This window comes from Opitutaceae bacterium, assembly GCA_015075305.1.
Classification (GTDB): Bacteria; Verrucomicrobiota; Verrucomicrobiia; order Opitutales; family Opitutaceae; genus UBA6669.
Window position 1 is genome coordinate 407,005 of the sequence record JABTUS010000002.1, and the last position, 16,463, is coordinate 423,467.

Annotated in this window: 14 protein-coding genes; 10 read left to right on the forward strand and 4 right to left on the reverse strand. The window is 58.3% G+C overall.

What is annotated here, in order from left to right; genetic code table 11:
- Nucleotides 1-7 precede the first annotated feature (7 nt).
- Both HS122_06140 and HS122_06145 read left to right on the forward strand, forming a co-directional pair.
- Nucleotides 8-139 carry a DUF45 domain-containing protein gene (locus HS122_06140; GenBank protein MBE7537973.1) on the forward strand — a complete coding sequence of 44 codons (132 nt, stop codon included), beginning with the start codon at nt 8-10 and terminating at the stop codon, nt 137-139.
- Nucleotides 140-186: 47 nt separating this feature from the next.
- Complete coding sequence (locus tag HS122_06145) at nt 187-1,116, forward strand: hypothetical protein (protein MBE7537974.1); 930 nt, start codon at nt 187-189, stop codon at nt 1,114-1,116.
- A gap of 96 nt (nt 1,117-1,212) precedes the next feature.
- On the opposite strand, the gene HS122_06150 is transcribed toward HS122_06145, so the two are convergent.
- The 4 genes from HS122_06150 to HS122_06165 form a co-directional block, all read right to left on the reverse strand.
- The gene (locus HS122_06150; GenBank protein MBE7537975.1) at nt 1,213-3,135 is read right to left on the reverse strand and encodes a S9 family peptidase; all 1,923 of its coding nucleotides are present in this window, start codon (nt 3,133-3,135) and stop codon (nt 1,213-1,215) included.
- A 192-nt stretch (nt 3,136-3,327) separates the two neighbouring features.
- Nucleotides 3,328-6,081, reverse strand: a complete 2,754-nt coding sequence (locus HS122_06155) for a TonB-dependent receptor (protein MBE7537976.1) — start codon at nt 6,079-6,081, stop codon at nt 3,328-3,330.
- Nucleotides 6,082-6,370: 289 nt separating this feature from the next.
- On the reverse strand, nt 6,371-6,964 hold the full coding sequence (locus HS122_06160) for a gluconate 2-dehydrogenase subunit 3 family protein (GenBank protein MBE7537977.1): 594 nt from the start codon (nt 6,962-6,964) through the stop codon (nt 6,371-6,373).
- Nucleotides 6,965-6,975: 11 nt separating this feature from the next.
- Nucleotides 6,976-8,682 (reverse strand): GMC family oxidoreductase, encoded by a 1,707-nt coding sequence (locus HS122_06165; GenBank protein MBE7537978.1) that lies wholly within the window; start codon nt 8,680-8,682, stop codon nt 6,976-6,978.
- Between the two features lie 560 nt (nt 8,683-9,242).
- Here HS122_06165 and accB point away from each other — a divergent pair.
- The 8 genes from accB (at nt 9,243) to HS122_06205 (ending at nt 16,381) form a co-directional block, all read left to right on the forward strand.
- Nucleotides 9,243-9,734: an acetyl-CoA carboxylase biotin carboxyl carrier protein gene (gene accB / locus HS122_06170; GenBank protein MBE7537979.1), complete on the forward strand. Its 492-nt coding sequence runs from the start codon at nt 9,243-9,245 to the stop codon at nt 9,732-9,734.
- 91 nt (nt 9,735-9,825) lie between these two features.
- Nucleotides 9,826-11,190 carry an acetyl-CoA carboxylase biotin carboxylase subunit gene (accC, locus tag HS122_06175; protein MBE7537980.1) on the forward strand — a complete coding sequence of 455 codons (1,365 nt, stop codon included), beginning with the start codon at nt 9,826-9,828 and terminating at the stop codon, nt 11,188-11,190.
- Between the two features lie 91 nt (nt 11,191-11,281).
- The gene (locus HS122_06180) at nt 11,282-11,725 is read left to right on the forward strand and encodes an Asp23/Gls24 family envelope stress response protein (protein MBE7537981.1); all 444 of its coding nucleotides are present in this window, start codon (nt 11,282-11,284) and stop codon (nt 11,723-11,725) included.
- A gap of 81 nt (nt 11,726-11,806) precedes the next feature.
- On the forward strand, nt 11,807-12,217 hold the full coding sequence (locus HS122_06185) for a hypothetical protein (GenBank protein MBE7537982.1): 411 nt from the start codon (nt 11,807-11,809) through the stop codon (nt 12,215-12,217).
- Between the two features lie 67 nt (nt 12,218-12,284).
- A complete protein-coding gene (locus tag HS122_06190; GenBank protein ID MBE7537983.1) occupies nt 12,285-13,391 on the forward strand; it encodes an NAD-dependent epimerase/dehydratase family protein in 1,107 nt (368 codons plus the stop codon).
- Nucleotides 13,392-13,699: 308 nt separating this feature from the next.
- Nucleotides 13,700-14,755: an aldo/keto reductase gene (locus HS122_06195; GenBank protein ID MBE7537984.1), complete on the forward strand. Its 1,056-nt coding sequence runs from the start codon at nt 13,700-13,702 to the stop codon at nt 14,753-14,755.
- Between the two features lie 12 nt (nt 14,756-14,767).
- Entirely contained in the window at nt 14,768-15,172 is a 405-nt protein-coding gene (gene raiA / locus HS122_06200; GenBank protein MBE7537985.1) for a ribosome-associated translation inhibitor RaiA, read from the forward strand.
- Between the two features lie 126 nt (nt 15,173-15,298).
- Nucleotides 15,299-16,381 carry a hypothetical protein gene (locus tag HS122_06205; GenBank protein MBE7537986.1) on the forward strand — a complete coding sequence of 361 codons (1,083 nt, stop codon included), beginning with the start codon at nt 15,299-15,301 and terminating at the stop codon, nt 16,379-16,381.
- Nucleotides 16,382-16,463: the final 82 nt, after the last annotated feature.

Sequence of the window (16,463 nt, forward strand, 5' to 3'; positions counted from 1 at the left end):
CCCGCTCATGTCCCATGACCTGGAGCCGACCCACAGCGAGCATTTCGTCGGTATCCTGAACAAACACTACCCGACGTGGCGTGAAGCGCGGGCCGAATTGAACGAACTGCCGCTCAGCGCCGAGGTGTGGCGGGAATAGCATTGCGCGACCGGTGCCGTCAATCTGACCTAAGAGCCCCCGCCACAATGAAGACTTCGTTCATCTGTATCGCCATCGCGCTGTCCACGACTGGCGCCGTTGCCCAGGACATCAAGGGACCCGCCCCGGTTTCCGTCTCCGCCGCCAACTACCAGAAAACCGATCGCGCGGAATTGATTCGCAATGTCTCACAAAAGAACGTCGTCAACCCTGCTGCGATGGCGGCCGCTTCAGACACTGCACCCACCCATTTCATCTTTCTCCCCGGGGAGGTGTATGAGTCCGATGTCACTTACGAGGAGCTCTGCAAACTGCTCACCCCCGCCCTGCTCAAGCGAAACCTGATCAACGCGGCCGACGAGCAGGGGCTGATGCGCGAACCCGAAAAGGTGTCGCTGGTCCTGCGCGTGCACTATGGCATCCGTCCATGGCGCCAGCCGATCGTCCGCACGGAGCAGTTGACCTGGAAAGACGGAATCGTCCCCGGTCCCAAGGGGCGCGGACTGCACACCCTCGGTGGAGACACGCTCTGGGATAGCCGCGCGGGAGGAAACGACGAAGCGCTGGCTGCCGCGAAGGAGAATCAGTCCGGCAGCAGCGCGTGGGGCAAGGGCGGGGGAAAATCCGGCGGGGGCTCCGGCGACTCAGGCTCGGGGGGAGCCGGCACCACCGGCATCATGAACAGCACCGCCACGGGCATCGCGGGGCTGACCGGATACGAGCGCACAAGAGACTTTCACATCATTGTGGTCGATGCGTTCGACTACGCGGAGCTCAAGGAAAAGGGAAAATCAGCCAAACGACTGTGGACCACATTCGTGGCCGCACCCAAGGAACCCAGGCAGCCATTCTCGGCGATCGCGAAGACCCTTATCCGCAACGCAACGCCATACTTCGGGGAAACCACCGACGGACTTCAGGTCTACACCGATGCTCGCGCCAACGTGGAAATCGGCGAAGCCACTGTTGTGGAGTAGCGAAATCCCCGGCGGAAAACCAATCCGTCATTGCATGATCGTCCCGCCAGCGGCGCTTCTCAGCCCGACTGGCGGGATCATTTTCAGCGGCGGCAATCAATTGCCACCGGCACCGGGCACATGCTTCTTGAGGAAGCGGTCCACCTGCGTGAAGAACGCGATGGAGTTCTCCTCTTTCCGGAACCCATGACCCTCTCCGGATTCGATGATGAATTCGAAGTCCTTGCCCGCTCTTGAAAGGGCGGCCTTCATGTCATCGCCATGTTCACGGGTCACCCGGGGATCAGACTGACCGTAGGCCATGATGACCGGCGCACGAATGGAGGAGGCAAAGTTCACTGGCGAGCGAGCCTCAAGCTCCCTGGCATCGTCGTAAAGATCCCCAACGCGAGTCCGCGTCCAGGCACGGCGATCCTCGGTCGAGCGTCGCTGCGAGGCGATCAGCTTGAGATTCGTCACGCCGACATAATTGACCCCGGCGCAGTACAGATCGGGAGTAAAGGCAAGGCCGGCCATGACCGCATAGCCGCCATAACTCGCACCTGCGATCACCACCCGTTTGGGATCCGCCAGCCCGGTATCGACCGCCCATTTCACGGCGTCGCTCAGATCGTCCTGCATGATCCGCCCCCACTGCCGGTACCCGAGCCGCTCAAACCAGTCCCCATACCCGCCCGAGCCGCGATAGTTGGGCTGGAGGACCGCATAGCCGCGGTTGGCATAGAGCTGAACCTCGGGGCTGAATCCGATTTCATCCCGGATGCCAAAGGGGCCTCCATGGGGATGGATCACCAGCGGCAGATTGTGCGGATCGCGCCCGACGGGAAGCGTCAGCATGGCCTCGATCTCGAGGCCATCCCGCGCCTTGTAGCGAATCGCCTTCATCGGCGCCATGGTCTCCGGATCGATGTGCGGCCGAACGACCGCCAGTTGATCGATCTTCTTTCGCTCCTCGTCGAAGAGATAGTAGACTCCGGGTTCCCGCTCCGACCGTGCAACCACAACAATCTGATTCCGTTCGCCACTCACGGACGTCTGGCGGTTGATTGTGCCAGGCAGGGCTTCATCAAGGATTCGCTGCCTTCGGTTCATCGCCTCGTCGAAATAATGGATGCTGTCACGATCTGAAACATAGGTCACCCCGACAATCGGACTGCGCCCCAGATCATCCTGGAAGGAAACCACGCCAGTCATGTCGTACCGATCGTCGGGGTCCGCATAGACGAGATCACCCCGCTTGTGGGTCACCGTGTCATAGCGATAGATCGCATCGGTCTTTCGTCCCTCATTTGAACGGATGAAAACCGTGCGATTGTCGGCATCGAATGCCAGGGGAATCCATCGCGGCTCTCCATCCCGAAACGTCGCCAGAGTTCTCCAATCGTCGCCCGCCTTGTCGCGATACAGAATCGTCTCTTCCAGCGTGCGGCTATCGATCGCAAAACGGGGAACGTTGTCGCCGTCAAGAACCCAGCTCCGCACCTGTCCTGGATTCCTGGCGATGATGGTGATCTTGCCGGTCTTCACATCCAGCCAGCAGGGATCGGCCCGATTGGCATGCGTCTGGTTGGAATAAACCAGCACGCGCCGGGGATTGTTGGGATCCCTTCGAAGGATCGATGAAATCGCCTTCGTATCGTCGAACTTCGTGAAGTTCTTTCCATCCCGGTCGATGGCAAACGGGAGCAGATCCTCATCGCCATCATCATCCAGCAGCATCACCAGCCGGTCGTCATTCGCCCAGCGGTAGGAGGAGATGCTGAAGTCCTTGAACCCGGTGATCAGATTCTTGGTCCGCTTCTCCGTGTCCATGATGACCAGATTCAATCGCCGTTCATACGGAACAAGCGCAGCAATGTACTTTCCGCTCGGCGAAAAGCGGAGCTGGGCGATGGCTGGATTGCGGAAAAAATGCTCCACCGGAAATTCAGCCGGTACGGACGTTGCGGCGAATGACAGACTCGCAAGGCAAAGGAAACCCAATGCCATGAAGCGGATGTTCGTGAAGGAATGATGCATGAACCGGACTACATTTTAGGGTTTGGCGATGTCTGGCATCGAACGGCAATTCACAGCATCCATCTCAGTGAGCTCGAGCTGCGTTTCTTCCGACCCGTCCATGCCTCGCACCGTATTCTCATTCGAAAAATGAAACAGCCTCGCTTCGATGACGCCGCGAGGCTGCCGCTAAGAACCAACTAGGAAGGATGACTAGAATTCCTTTTCAAGCCGGAGATAGATGAAGCGCCCGAGGCCGATGCGGCCATAGGTGCTCTGGTCAAAGCTCGACGACTCATAGCCATTGAATGGGGGTTCCTTGTCGAAGACATTGTTGACGCCGATGGTTGCCTTCGTGTCCCAGAAGCCCTTGTAGGAAAACTGGGCATTAACCGTGGTGACAGCATTCTCACCCCAGCCTGCAGCCGTATAGGCATCGTTGAAGTACGCGCCGATATAGTTCACGCGAACCGCGGAACCATAGTCCTTGTAGGCCCAGGACGCGGACGCTGAGCCATTCCACTTCGGATTGTTGTACAAACCGACATTCTCAAAATCGTCGGGCAGGTTGCCGCTGGCATCACGGATGCCCGAATTCGACTTGATGCTCAAGGTGCGTGTCGTGTTGAGGGTGAAAAGGAAATCACCCACGCGCGTGTTGCGGAGGTCATACTTCGCCTCAAAATCCACTCCCGAATACCACTGTTTCGCGACATTGAAGGGAACGCGGCGGAGGTAGAGGATCGGGCCGGGATTTCCCTGGGTGTTGTCACGCACAACCGCTCCGGGGAACTGGTCTTCGCGCGCGAGCAGGGTTGTGTCGGACGGCGAGGAAATCACGTCATCGATCTCGAATTTGAAGTAGTCGACCGAGAGGGACAGTCCCTTCACAGCCTTAACGTCAAACACGGCTCCACCGTACCAGATGTCTGCTTCCTCCGGTTTGAGGTCGGCATTGCCCGAGGTGATGATCCTCATCTGGGTGGCGGGATCCTGCGGACGCTTGGGGTCCGTGCGGGTTGTGGACGTAAACGCTGTCGTGGCGGCGGTGAACAGGCGGCCCATGTCCGGCGCCTTGAAGGATTGTGAGAATGATGCGCGCAGGAGAACATCCACGATCTTTGTCGGAGGCAGCTTGAACTTGGCACCGATCTTTGGCTTGGTCGTGGTGCCAAAATCGCTGTAATCCTCAAAGCGGCCCGCCGCCTGGACTTCGATTTGGCGGGTGATGGGGAAGGTTGCCTCCACATAGGCGGAGAAAATGGTCCGGTCACCGCGGTAGGGCGTGCCTCCGCCCGATCCGACATAGGCTGAGGTATCGGGATCCTGCTTTATCATGTCCTTGCGATACTCGCTGCCGATGGCCACTCCGATGTCGCCGCCGGGCAGTTCAAACAGGTTTCCGGTGACAGTGGCATCCAGCATCTCCGCCTTTGCCGCATACACGGAATTGGAAATCGTGAACAAGTTGTCGACGAGGCTCTGATTGTCGGAAGGGCCGAATGGATTCAGGGCAGTCTGGCGTGTCGTGCCATCAAGCGCCCGCTGAAGGTCCACTGCACGGATCTGATTCCGGGCGGTCGTCGTAACGTCGCCGCGACCGAGCGAGGCGCCAACCTCCCAGCTCCAATTGTCATCAATGTCACCACCCACACCCATCAAATAGGTGACTGCAGAGCTCTTCGTGTCGAACTTGCGGGCAGGACCAAAGTTTGTCCGGTAAAGGAAGTTGGTGATGTTGATCCCAAGGGGATTGTAGGGGTTGGTCGGGGGAATGTTCAGGAGGCCCGTGGGTCCGGTTCCCGCATTCTGCGTGCTCTGGATCACCGACGGCGTGAATGAGAAATTCGTTTGGTTGTTGCTGTAGATAACCTCTCCAAAGAAGTACAGGCTGTCGCTGATTTCATGCTTAATGTTCGCGTAGACGCCGTAGTAATCAAAGGGAGGGAAAAGCTGATAGGTCTGCGCGAAGTCATAGCGGTTCGCATTGGTCAATGGGTTCGCCAAGGCAAACTGCGACTTCACCGGGTTCGCAGTCGGTTTGCCTCCCGTCAGCGCATAGGTGCCGCCTCCCGTGGTGAACCCTGCTGCGGCCGCCTGCGCAGCGGACAGATTGAGATTTGCCGGCCAGTTTGCAGAGCTGTTCTGGTTTGTGCCCTTGGGAGCATGACTGGAATAGTCGGTCGTCTTGGAGCGGTCGAAGTCCCGAATGAAGTTGTCATTCGCTCCAACGTAGCTGGCCACCATGACGATAGAGGTCTTGCCGGTTTGGGCACCCACCAGGACCGAGGTTTCCTTCGTGAAGGTATCGTGACCGAGGGTGTTGCCACCGAGCAAATCGACGCGAAGGCCGCTGTAATTGCGCTTAAGTTTGATGTCCATCACACCCGTCACGGCATCAGATCCGTAAATCGCGGATGCACCGTCCTTAAGGTAGGTGATTTGATCGATCGCTGCCAGCGGTATCGAATTGAAGTCAAACACCGACTGATTGTTTGAATTCGTCAGTGCGTAGCCAACTGAACGGCGTCCATTGACCAGCACCAGGAACCGGTTGCTGCCAAGGCCGCGCGGATTGACCGTGGCCGCGCCACGCGTAAACGAGGCGGTTTGAACGATCGAGTTGGTGGAGCCGGTGTTGAACGGAAGGCTCTGCACGAAATCGCCCAAACTCGTGAAGCCACCCATCTTGATCTCTTCCGAGCTAAAGGTCACCACGGGTTGTGGCGTTTCCGCATCCAGGCGCTTGATGCGCGATCCTGTCACCTCAAACTTTTCCATCTTAACATGTTCAGTCTTCGATGGATCGTTGGTGGTTGGCTGCGTTTGTGCCTGAACTTCAGTTCCAGCACCCACGGTCATGGCGATAAGCGCCAATGCTATTTTGCTGCTATAACGGTCGGCAAAGATCGCTTTGGCTGAAAATGCGCGATCCGTAACCAACCCCGACAGACGGAGGTAGTTCATGTTGTATTTGTTGTTCGTTGTCAAATAAGCCAGACGGCTCAAAAAGTCGCCAAAGCTTTATTTTGGTCGGGAGGTAAACAAATCCAGACGAATTGTGCAATAAATAAGTCGAATTGACTGACTATCGCGATATGAAGTCAGCTAATCTCCGATCGGCTGAAATCGCAGATGAACAACCGCACTCCGGGAGTCCTAGGCGTCGATTCACTCGCTCCCGTCAATGTGTGGCGCGCGTGAGTTCATCACGCCGTGCGTTCGAAAAGTTGAGCGTTTGAGGTCGATGAATGACCTAAAGGGTCCAGTTCCGATTTCCCACCTCGGAAATTGGCGCACAGGCTTCAAAAGCTCCGGGCACGGGGTCGTAGTGGAGCACGTTCTTTCCGACTGCTTCTGATGTAAAATACCCAAGCACTGTCATATCGCGGATCAGACGGAAAAATCGGCGGCGATCGTCCCGGGCATCCGTTGCAATGGCAGTCAGCAAGGCATCCTGTTCCGGTGCCGCAAGTCTCGAAAATGTCCTGCCGTGAGTCTTGCGACTCTCGTTTTCCACATCCGCCAACCCGGTCACCAGGGAATCATGCTCCTCGGTGGTCATGTACCCGATGCACATGAGATTGATGAATTCCGGCACCGCCACGTCAACAGCACCAGGGGTGTCCGTTCTTGGAATGATTCGTTCGACCATGGCCGTGAGGGTTTCCATCTCACCCTGCGACAGCCTTGCCGACTGTGGGGGGCCGGGCATGCCTTTTTCCTGCGCATGAAGCACCCGCGTCACCAGCGATGGCGAAAAGGCGATTCCCATCAGCAGTGAGGCGCGGCGAATGGCCTCACGGCGAGTCAGGTCCGTGGCGGATGATCGATTGGGTTCCGTGCTCATGGCTGCTTCCATCAGAGGTTGTGCTTCTTGAGTTCACTCACCGCGTGGTCGCAGGCCCGGGCCGTGAGAGCCATGTAGGTCAGCGAGGGATTGACGCAGGAAGACGACGTCATGCATGCGCCGTCCGTAACGAAAACATTCGGAACCGAGTGAACCTGATTCCACTTGTTCAAGACCGATGTCCGGGGATCCCTTCCCATTCGCGCAGTGCCCATCTCATGTATGCAAAGCCCGGGTGCCAGAGGATCATCGAAGGGCGTGATGTCTTTGAGCCCCGCCGCCTCGAGCATCTCAACCGCCGACGCCTTCATGTCCTTGCGCATCGCGTACTCGTTCTCCTTCCACTCGCAATCAAAGGTGACCGTCGGCTGTCCCCACTTGTCGCGAACCTTTTCGTTCAGGTACATCCGGTTGGCATGGTACGGCAGACACTCACCCCAGGATCCAATGCCGAATCTCCACGGACCGGGCGCAACGAGATCAACCTTCATTTGTGAGCCAAAATAACTGAGCTCACGGATGCCCCGGGACCAGTCACTGCGGCTTCCACGGCCTTGATAGCCAAAGCCACGCAGGTAGTCCTTGCGCTGGGATTTTCGATCCAGATTGCGGAAGCGCGGGATGTAGATGCCGTTGGGGCGCTGACCCTTGTAAAACATGTCCGCAAACTCGTCGGACGTGCCATTGGCTCCCACCTTGAAATGGTGATCCATCAGGTTGTGACCGAGTTCACCACTGTCGTTACCCAATCCGTTGGGGAAGCGATCTGACTTCGAATTCAGCAGAATGAACGTCGAGGCAATGGCCGACGCGCACGAAAAGATGATTTTCGCATGATACTCAATGACTTCATTTGTCTCTGCATCAATGATCCGCACACCACTGGCGCGCTTGGCATCCGGATCGTAAATGATCTCATTCACAATCGAATAAGGGCGCAGCGTCAGGTTCCCCGAAGCATACGCAGCGGGCAATGTGGACGCGTTGCTGCTGAAATATGCACCGTACGGACAACCGCGGATGCATCGGTTGCGGAATTGACAAGTGGCTCGGCCATTGTGAGGAACCGTCAGATTGGCGGTGCGACCAATAATCATCGCCCTACCATCGAAGGCGCTCGCAATGCGCTGCTTGACCTGCCGCTCAAGGCAGTTGAGTGCCATCGGGGGCAGGAACTGCCCGTCCGGCAACTGAGGAAGGCCTTCCTTGCTTCCACTGATGCCCGCAAATCGCTCCACGTAGTCATACCACGGTGAAATGTCCGCATACCGGATCGGCCAGTCGACCGACATCCCATCAACGGCGTTCGCTTCGAAATCCAGATCGCTCCAACGGTACGACTGGCGCCCCCAGGTCAGTGACCGCCCTCCCACCTGATACCCACGCATCCAGTCAAAACGCTTGTCCTCTGAATAGGGGTTCTCAAGGTCGTTGACGAACCAATGGGCAGACGCGGGATGGGTCGTATAACCCGTACGATTCTGCTTAAGCTGCTTCGCAAGATCGGCATTCGACAGTTTGGTGCGCCCCGGAAACTCCCACGATTCCATCATCGCGGTCGGGTAGTCGCCGTGCTTCACATCTTGTCCGCGCTCCAGTAGAAGGGTTTTTAACCCCTTCTCGCTCAATTCCTTGGCAGCCCACCCACCACTGATCCCCGACCCTATCACTATTGCGTCGAACGTATTCTGTTGGGTGCCAGTTCCTTGAATATTCATAGTGAGGTAAGTCGAGGCGAATTCCTTGTGACTCAATGAGCTGAGAGCAGCTCAATCCGGGAAGCGTCCCAGCTCAACGCAAAACTCATCAATCCAATTCTTCACTCATCCATGGATGGATTCTCCGTTGACGCACGCTTTCTCCAACGGAATTCCATACACCCCCACCCTCGATGTCGGCGAGGCCATCTCATCCGGTTGCCACGTATGAAACCATCCCTGGAGCAAGCCATCGCATCCAAAGAATCGGGATTTTCGACATTCTAGCCGGGAATTGGTCAAAATACCTCGGAATTCGCCAACAATCCCGTGTTTTCCGCATAATTTGCGGGACATGATTGAGGAATTCTCGGTGCAGATAGCCGCAAAATGCCAATTCCCGAGTCCCGCAAAACATGGTCATTTCCATGGGAGAATCATGGATTTGGGGCCAGTTCTGGCTCATTTTGCGCATTTCCGGGAAAAATTCGAGGGTTGCACATTTGTTCGAGACTCTTTTTGAACGCGACCCCAGACTAGGACACTAACTTCAGTCCCTTCAACTCAACCCAGGATCTATCTTGGACCTAAAACAAATCAAACAAGTCATCGACTTGATGAAGCGATCGGATCTCACCGCCTTCGAAGTCGAAGAGGAAGGATTTAAGATCAAGATCAAGCGAGGCTCGGATGCTTCGCCGATGACAGGTACCCGGACCATGCCGCAAACGTACCTTGAGCTGGCACCGGTCGAAGTGACTCGCAGTGTTGCGCCGAACCCCAACGCCGCCAGGCCCGTTGCTCCCGCAGCACCCAACGTTGATGAAATCGGCGTCGCCTACATCAAATCGCCAATGGTGGGCACCTTTTATCGTGCGTCTTCGCCGGAAAGTAAATCATTCGTCGACTCAGGAGCGAAGGTCTCCGAAACAACGGTGGTCTGCATCATTGAGGCCATGAAGATCATGAATGAAATCCAGGCGGAGGCACGAGGCACCATCGTTGAGATATTGGTGGAAAATGGCCAGCCCGTTGAATACGGACAGCGCCTCTTCAAGCTCAAACAGGACTGAACTCCTTGAAATGCCACTAGTCCCGCCGCTTTCTGCGGCGTCGAACGGCGCCTGTTGAAGCGACGGCGGACGGCCAATCTTTTCGCATGTCATGATCCAGAAGGTCCTCATTGCCAACCGCGGCGAAATCGCGCTCCGCATTGTCCGTGCGTGCCGCGAACTCGGCATCAAGACGCTCGCAGTTTACTCGGAGGCCGACATCCAGTCTCTCCACGTACAACTCGCCGACGAAGCCATCTGCATTGGAGGACCGAAGAGCGCTGACAGTTACCTTCGCGCGGATAGGATCATCAGTGCCGCGGAAATTGCAGACGTCGATGCCATCCACCCCGGCTACGGGTTTCTTTCGGAAAACGCAAAATTCGCGGAGCAGTGCGAATCCTGCAACATCAAGTTTATTGGCCCCAAGTCCAAAAGCATCAGGATGATGGGCGACAAGGCGATCGCCAAGGAAACCGTGCGAAAAGCCGGAGTGCCCACGGTTCCGGGCTCGGATGGACCGGTGGAAAGTGAAGGCGAGGCTGTCAAAATCGCCCGCAAGATCGGCTATCCAGTCATCATCAAGGCAGTGGCGGGCGGCGGCGGTCGGGGCATGCGCATCGCCCACAATGACGTTTCCTTCGCCAAGGAATATCACGTGGCCCGAAACGAGGCGGAAAAGGCCTTCGGCAATGGCGCCGTCTACGTCGAGAAATACATCGAGAAGCCGCGGCATATCGAATTTCAGATCCTGGGGGACGGTCACGGCAAAATCCTTCACCTGGGCGAACGCGACTGCTCGGTTCAGCGTCGACATCAAAAGCTGATCGAGGAATCCCCATCACCCTTTCTCACTTCGGGACTGCGAAAGGCCATGGGGAAGGCTGCCGTGAAGGCGGCCGCCGCGGCGGACTACGAGAATGCCGGGACCATCGAATTCCTCGTCGATGCCAAGGGCAATTTCTACTTCATCGAGATGAACACGCGCATCCAGGTCGAGCATCCCGTGACTGAGGAATGCACGGGCATCGACCTGATCAAGCAACAGCTTCGCGTGGCTGACGGCCTGAAGCTGGATTTCGATCAAGGCGACATAAAGTTCGACCGCCATGCGATCGAGTGTCGAATAAATGCCGAGGACCCCGCCCGCAATTTCACCCCGTCTCCCGGAACGATCGGGCTGTACTACTCCCCCGGCGGCAATGGCGTCCGCATCGACAGCCACGTGTACAGCGGCTACACCATTCCTCCCTATTATGACTCGATGATCGGCAAACTGATCACCTTCGGGCCGGATCGGAAAACCGCCCTTGATCGGATGTATCGTTCGCTCAGTGAATACCTCATTCGCGGGATCAAGACCACCATTCCCCTGCACAAGGCGATCATGAGTGATCCCGTCTTTGTGGAAGGCAAGGCAACCACCGCCTACATGGAGGAATTCATGGCTCGTACACCGACAGACCTGTTCACGTGATGTTTTTGAGATTGCCGCCGAAAGGAAATAATCCGGCGGATATTCAACCGGTTTGTTGCAACAAGTTCCAAACCCTCTACTCTGCCTGAAAATGCAATCGAGCGAATTTGTTCCGCCCACCCGCATTGACGACCAGCCAGAGCTGGGTGACATCAAGATCAACCACACGGTGGTTGCGAGCATTGTCCGTCTTGCCGCGCTTCACGTGAAAGGAGTGGCCGCGGTCGGTGGCGGGCTTGCAGATGGCATCAGTGAGCTTTTTTCAAAACGCGAAGCCGACGCCCGGGGCGTCAGGGTGGCTGAATCCGGCGATGACGCCTATTCAATCGAACTTCGAATCGCCATCATCTACGGAACGGAAATCGGCAGGACCGCCTACGACGTTCAGTTCGCGGTTCGCAAACAGGTCATGGCAATGACAGGGAAGGACGTCGCAAAAGTGGACGTGATCATCGAAGGCGTTCGCCTGCCTTCAGATCAAACCGGCAATGATCCCAGCCAGGATACCTGGCCCGAGCCTCCGGCGACGGACTAATCCCGACGACGCAGTCCGGCGTGGCACCTCCATGCAAAGCCTGGGGTTGCGAACCACCTGGAGAGTCTCCAAAAGGTCCTCGTGTTCTTGATCGAAGCAACCATCACGACCCTGGCTTTCGTCCTGCTCATCTGGGTTCTGCTGGCGTTGCTTGTCATCGTCATCGTCGTCCAGGCACCGCAGTCACTCGTTCTCTCAAACGGAGAATCCGGCCGCCTCGAAATTTCCCGGCAGGCCTTGCATCGGGTGATCGAATCCTGCTGCGAACAGGTTCGCGGCATCGCATCGGCGCGGGCTTCCGTTTCACGCAAGGGCAAACTGCTCCATACCGAGCTACGGCTGAAGATCCGGCCCGACGCCAAACTCGATGCCATCCAGGGATACCTGACGCAGGAGATCAAGGACATCTACGGTCAGAACCTTGGCCTGAAGGATATCGGCCCAATCGAGATCAAGGTGATCGGCATCGAGCCCCTCGATCAGAAGTTCTGACGTCGACCTCCAAGCGGGATCAAATGGAGGAGGATCGGCCCAAGGTTCGCTGTTGGTTTCCACGGTCATCGGAGGGATCTTCGCTTCAAGCGACGCCGGCTTGACAGGAAACCTCCCAGTGAATTCTTCCTCGCCCACAAGGATTTTGGTCACCGGTGGAACCGGATTTCTGGGCCGGCGTCTGGTTGAACGCATGCTTTCGCAGGGCCGTTCGGTCGCAATCTTTGGCCGAACGCCCGCAGCCGACCTTGAAGGCAAAGGCGCCAGATTCATTCGGGGATCCCTTGCAGACGGCGCATCCATTCGAGGCGCCTGTGTCGGCATTGATACAGTCTTCCATCTCGCCGCGCGCGTTGGAGTATGGGGGCCTTACGATGATTTCCACCGAATCAACGTCCTGGGCACGCGCGCACTCCTCGACGCATGCCGGATCCACGGTGTCCGCAGACTCATCCACACAAGTTCTCCCAGCGTCGTATACAACGGCCGTTCGATTGCCGGAGCTGACGAATCACTGCCGCTGACAAATCGATGCCCGAGTCCCTATCCCCTCACAAAGGCAATCGCGGAAAAGGATGTGCTCGCGGCAAACTCTGCCTTCCTCGCAACAATAGCCCTGAGACCTCACCTCGTCTGGGGAATCGGCGACCCGCATTTGATCCCGAGAATCCTCTCCCGCGCCCGTTCGGGCAGGCTTCGCATTGTCGGGCGCGGCGACAACCGCGTCGACATGGTGCACGTTGAAAATGCTGTCGACGCCCACCTCGCCGCCGAGGCGGCGCTTGCCGCCAGGCCTGCGACAGTCGGTGGCCGCGCGTATTTCATAACCAACGACGAACCGATCGCGCTCTGGCACTGGATCAACACCCTGCTGGTCGCCTTGGGAGAGCCGCCTGTCACCCGCCACATCAGCGCGCCCGCCGCCCGTGCCTTCGGCCTCGCGTGTGAATCCGCCTGGCGCATTCTGCCACTTCGCGGCGAGCCACCCATGACGCGTTTCATCGCCGATGAACTGGCCAGGGACCACTGGTTTTCCATCTCCGCGGCCAAGCGCGACCTTGGGTATTCGCCACGCATCTCCATGACGGCCGGCACCAGCGATCTGATAGCAGCCCTCCGACAGACAGATCAAAAGCCGTTTGTCCGTTTTTCTGATCGTCGAGAACAGGCTTGACAGAATTTCCATTCGGACCTTAGTGCGTGGCGAACTCATTAAACTCGCCCCGAAAATGACGCCTTGGCTCACAGCTTTTCGACAATCCCGATTCACGATTGTCATCTTCCCGGCCTTGCCGGCGCTGTGAGATAACGAGTCCGCGACAAGGTCGGGACCCTGCTCAAGGGCGCCGGAGCAACACCAGCCGGCCATCTCTTGTTTGGCCCGGCACGATTCCGAGGACGCTCCTGTGCGATCCTCGTTCCACTCCTCGACTGCGCGCCAACGCGCATCCCCACGTCCACCCAATATCGAACGATCCCGTCATGATGAATCTACGCCCACTTGGCTGCACGAGCCTCAACGTTTCCGAACTGTGCCTGGGCACTATGAATTTCGGCTGGAAAACGGATGAATCCACCTCGCTGGCCATTCTCGACACCTTTTTCGCCTCAGGCGGAAACTTCATCCAGTCGCTGGGCTTCGAAGCCCGTCCTCCCGGCTCGCCGCTCTCCCCCACGTTTTCCGAGGCGATTGTCGGTTCGTGGTGGTCGTCCCGCGGCATTCGGCGGCAGGATCTCGTTCTCGCCACGCGCGTCACCCTGAACGAGGAGGGTTCGTTCGGATCCTCCTCGCCGTACTCCGGCGTCAGGGCCCTGTGCGAAGCCTCGCTCAGGCGTCTGCGCACCGACTACCTCGACATTCTTGTCTGCGAATGGACGGGAGCGGGCAATCCGCCTGAGGCGCTCCGCCGCGGCCTCGACTGGCTCGTCCGCGAAGGCTGGGTGCGGTATGTCGCCTTCTCGAATCTGCCCGCGTGGCGGGTCGCCACGGGACTGCGCGATGGATTCGAGCGCATCCACTGCCGCATCAGCGCCGTGCAGGCCGACTACTCGCTCCTGTCGCGGACTCCGTTCGAGTCCGACCTGGCGGAACTTTGCAGCGAGCAGCGTCTGGGATTCTTTGCGCGCTCTCCACTGGCGGGCGGCTTGCTGACGAAGGCGTCGGGAAGTCACAACGCCATCAGTCCGTCCCGCCGTGCGTGGCTCGCTGAACGCCATGGATGGGACGTCATCGACCGCGCTACGCACGCCCTCTCGGAACTCGCGGTCGACAGCGGGTTCACCGAGTCTCAGATCGCCCTTTCCTGGGTGCTGCATCATCCCGGTGTCACCTCACTCATCACTGGAGCGGCCTCCATCGAGCACTTGATTGATGCCGTGAGAGCCACGCGCATCCGCCTCGGCGCCGAGGAGTTGAATCTCCTCCACCAGGCGACCCGACGCCAGCACGTCGCCCTTCCCCACCGATCCGCTCCCCCGGGCAGATCGTCGCCCCTTCAAGCCGCATCGCGTCACTCCCTCGAACTGGAAAAAGTCTGAACCCTGATCCTCATGACATCCACCACCTTCCTGTCCAATGATCCCAGCGTCCGCCTGATCCTTCGCGGCGTCCATCTCTGGCTGACCGATTCCATGAAAACATCCATCCGGATGAAAGCGGACCGCCTCTTCCGCCACGAACCGCGCATCATCCGCATGCGTATCAGCGTCTCCTGCGACCGTCAGCGCAGCTCGCGCAAGTTCACCGCAAACGGCCTCATTGAAATGCGGGGCCCCGACCTCAGCGCCGCGGTGACCACTGAGAATGCCTACCATTCCGTCAGCCTGCTGATCGACAAGCTCGACCGCATGCTTCGGAAACGGACAACGGCGATGATTGGGCGCCGCAGCGGTGATATTCGGGAGCATCCCGCCTCGCAGTCCAGATCCGTCCGATCGGCGACCGTCGCAGCCTGAAGGCACCGCTTTCACCCGTGTTTGCGTGGGTTGAAGAGATCGCCGGTCGACGGTAGTCTCTGCGAACACCTGCCTGGCAGGCCTCCTCAACTGGCCCGGCCCAGGCTCGTGCACCTCCTCAAACCCATGAAGCATCACCTTGTCGGACTCATCCTCGCCACCGCCGCCTTCCCTGTTGCGGCGCAAGCGGCCCCCAAGTGGCACCCCGGGCACTACGTCTACGTCGGGGGCGCCGAGCTCACCAGCCAGGTCGTTTCCCTTCCGCATTTCCGCGGCGTGCAGAAGGCCTATTCCTGGCGGGATTTTGAATCGCGCCCCGGACACTACGATTTCTCCGAGTTGCGGGCGGACCTCGACCTGGTGCGCAAACACGGACGACAGCTCGTCATGCAGCTCACGTTCAAGTCCTTCAGCAAGGGCGAACGGAGCGTGCCCGATTACATTCAGGGGCCGGACTACGGTGGCGGCGTCTATGTCACCGTGAAGGGCGGACTCAATCCCGTCATCTGGAACAAGAACGTCGGCGAGCGTTTCGATGCGCTGATCGCCGCGCTGGGGCGTCAATTCGATCGCGATCCCAATCTCGAGGCCGTCAATCTTCCGGAGACCGCACCCAACGCGTATCTCGACCGCAGTCCGCAGCCCGGCGTTCAGACCTACACCGACGCCATCTACTTCGAAGCCCTCAAGCTTCGCATGGCGGCCCTGCGCAACGCGTTTCCCAGCACGGTCGTGATCCAGTACACCAACTATCCGACAAAGCTCCTGGACCAGTTCACCGACTATGAACTGGAGATCGGCATGGGCATGGGCGGACCCGATGTCTATCCCCGTCCGGAGGCGATCTCCGATCCGGTGAAGGGGGTCTACCGACTCTACAAGAAGATGGCGGGAGAGGTGCCGCTCGGCGCTGCCGTGCAATCCTCCAATTACTCCGTGGCCTTGAAAAAGCGAAACTACCTCGGGCGGGGCCAGACCAAGTTTCAGGGGCAGCCCATCGTGATTACCGCCGAGGATGAACAACCGATTCCTCCCCGCGATTTCCTCACGCTGGCCCAGGATGTGCTGAAGCTGAACTACATATTCTGGTCACCCCACCCAGTCGAGAATTTCGAGTTGGTGAAGAAATTCCTCGCCGAGCCCGACATCGCCAGTGATCCCGCGGGCGGCTTGATCTCCAAGCTGCCTGCCAAGGCGTTTCTCCATTGAGACGAAGCCAGGCGACCTCAGCGAGCAAACCTGTTGCCGGCGAAAATCCTCCGGCATCAGTGCAGCCGCTGGGTTCCTTCCG

Coding starts and splice junctions, on each gene's coding strand:
- HS122_06140 (MBE7537973.1), top strand. CDS start 8: ATGTCCCATGACCTGGAGCCGACCCACAGCGAGCATTTCGTCGGTATC.
- HS122_06145 (MBE7537974.1), top strand. CDS start 187: ATGAAGACTTCGTTCATCTGTATCGCCATCGCGCTGTCCACGACTGGC.
- accC (MBE7537980.1), top strand. CDS start 9,826: ATGATCCAGAAGGTCCTCATTGCCAACCGCGGCGAAATCGCGCTCCGC.
- HS122_06150 (MBE7537975.1), bottom strand. CDS start 3,135: ATGCATCATTCCTTCACGAACATCCGCTTCATGGCATTGGGTTTCCTT.
- HS122_06165 (MBE7537978.1), bottom strand. CDS start 8,682: ATGAATATTCAAGGAACTGGCACCCAACAGAATACGTTCGACGCAATA.
- HS122_06155 (MBE7537976.1), bottom strand. CDS start 6,081: ATGAACTACCTCCGTCTGTCGGGGTTGGTTACGGATCGCGCATTTTCA.
- HS122_06180 (MBE7537981.1), top strand. CDS start 11,282: ATGCAATCGAGCGAATTTGTTCCGCCCACCCGCATTGACGACCAGCCA.
- HS122_06195 (MBE7537984.1), top strand. CDS start 13,700: ATGATGAATCTACGCCCACTTGGCTGCACGAGCCTCAACGTTTCCGAA.
- raiA (MBE7537985.1), top strand. CDS start 14,768: ATGACATCCACCACCTTCCTGTCCAATGATCCCAGCGTCCGCCTGATC.
- HS122_06205 (MBE7537986.1), top strand. CDS start 15,299: ATGAAGCATCACCTTGTCGGACTCATCCTCGCCACCGCCGCCTTCCCT.
- HS122_06160 (MBE7537977.1), bottom strand. CDS start 6,964: ATGAGCACGGAACCCAATCGATCATCCGCCACGGACCTGACTCGCCGT.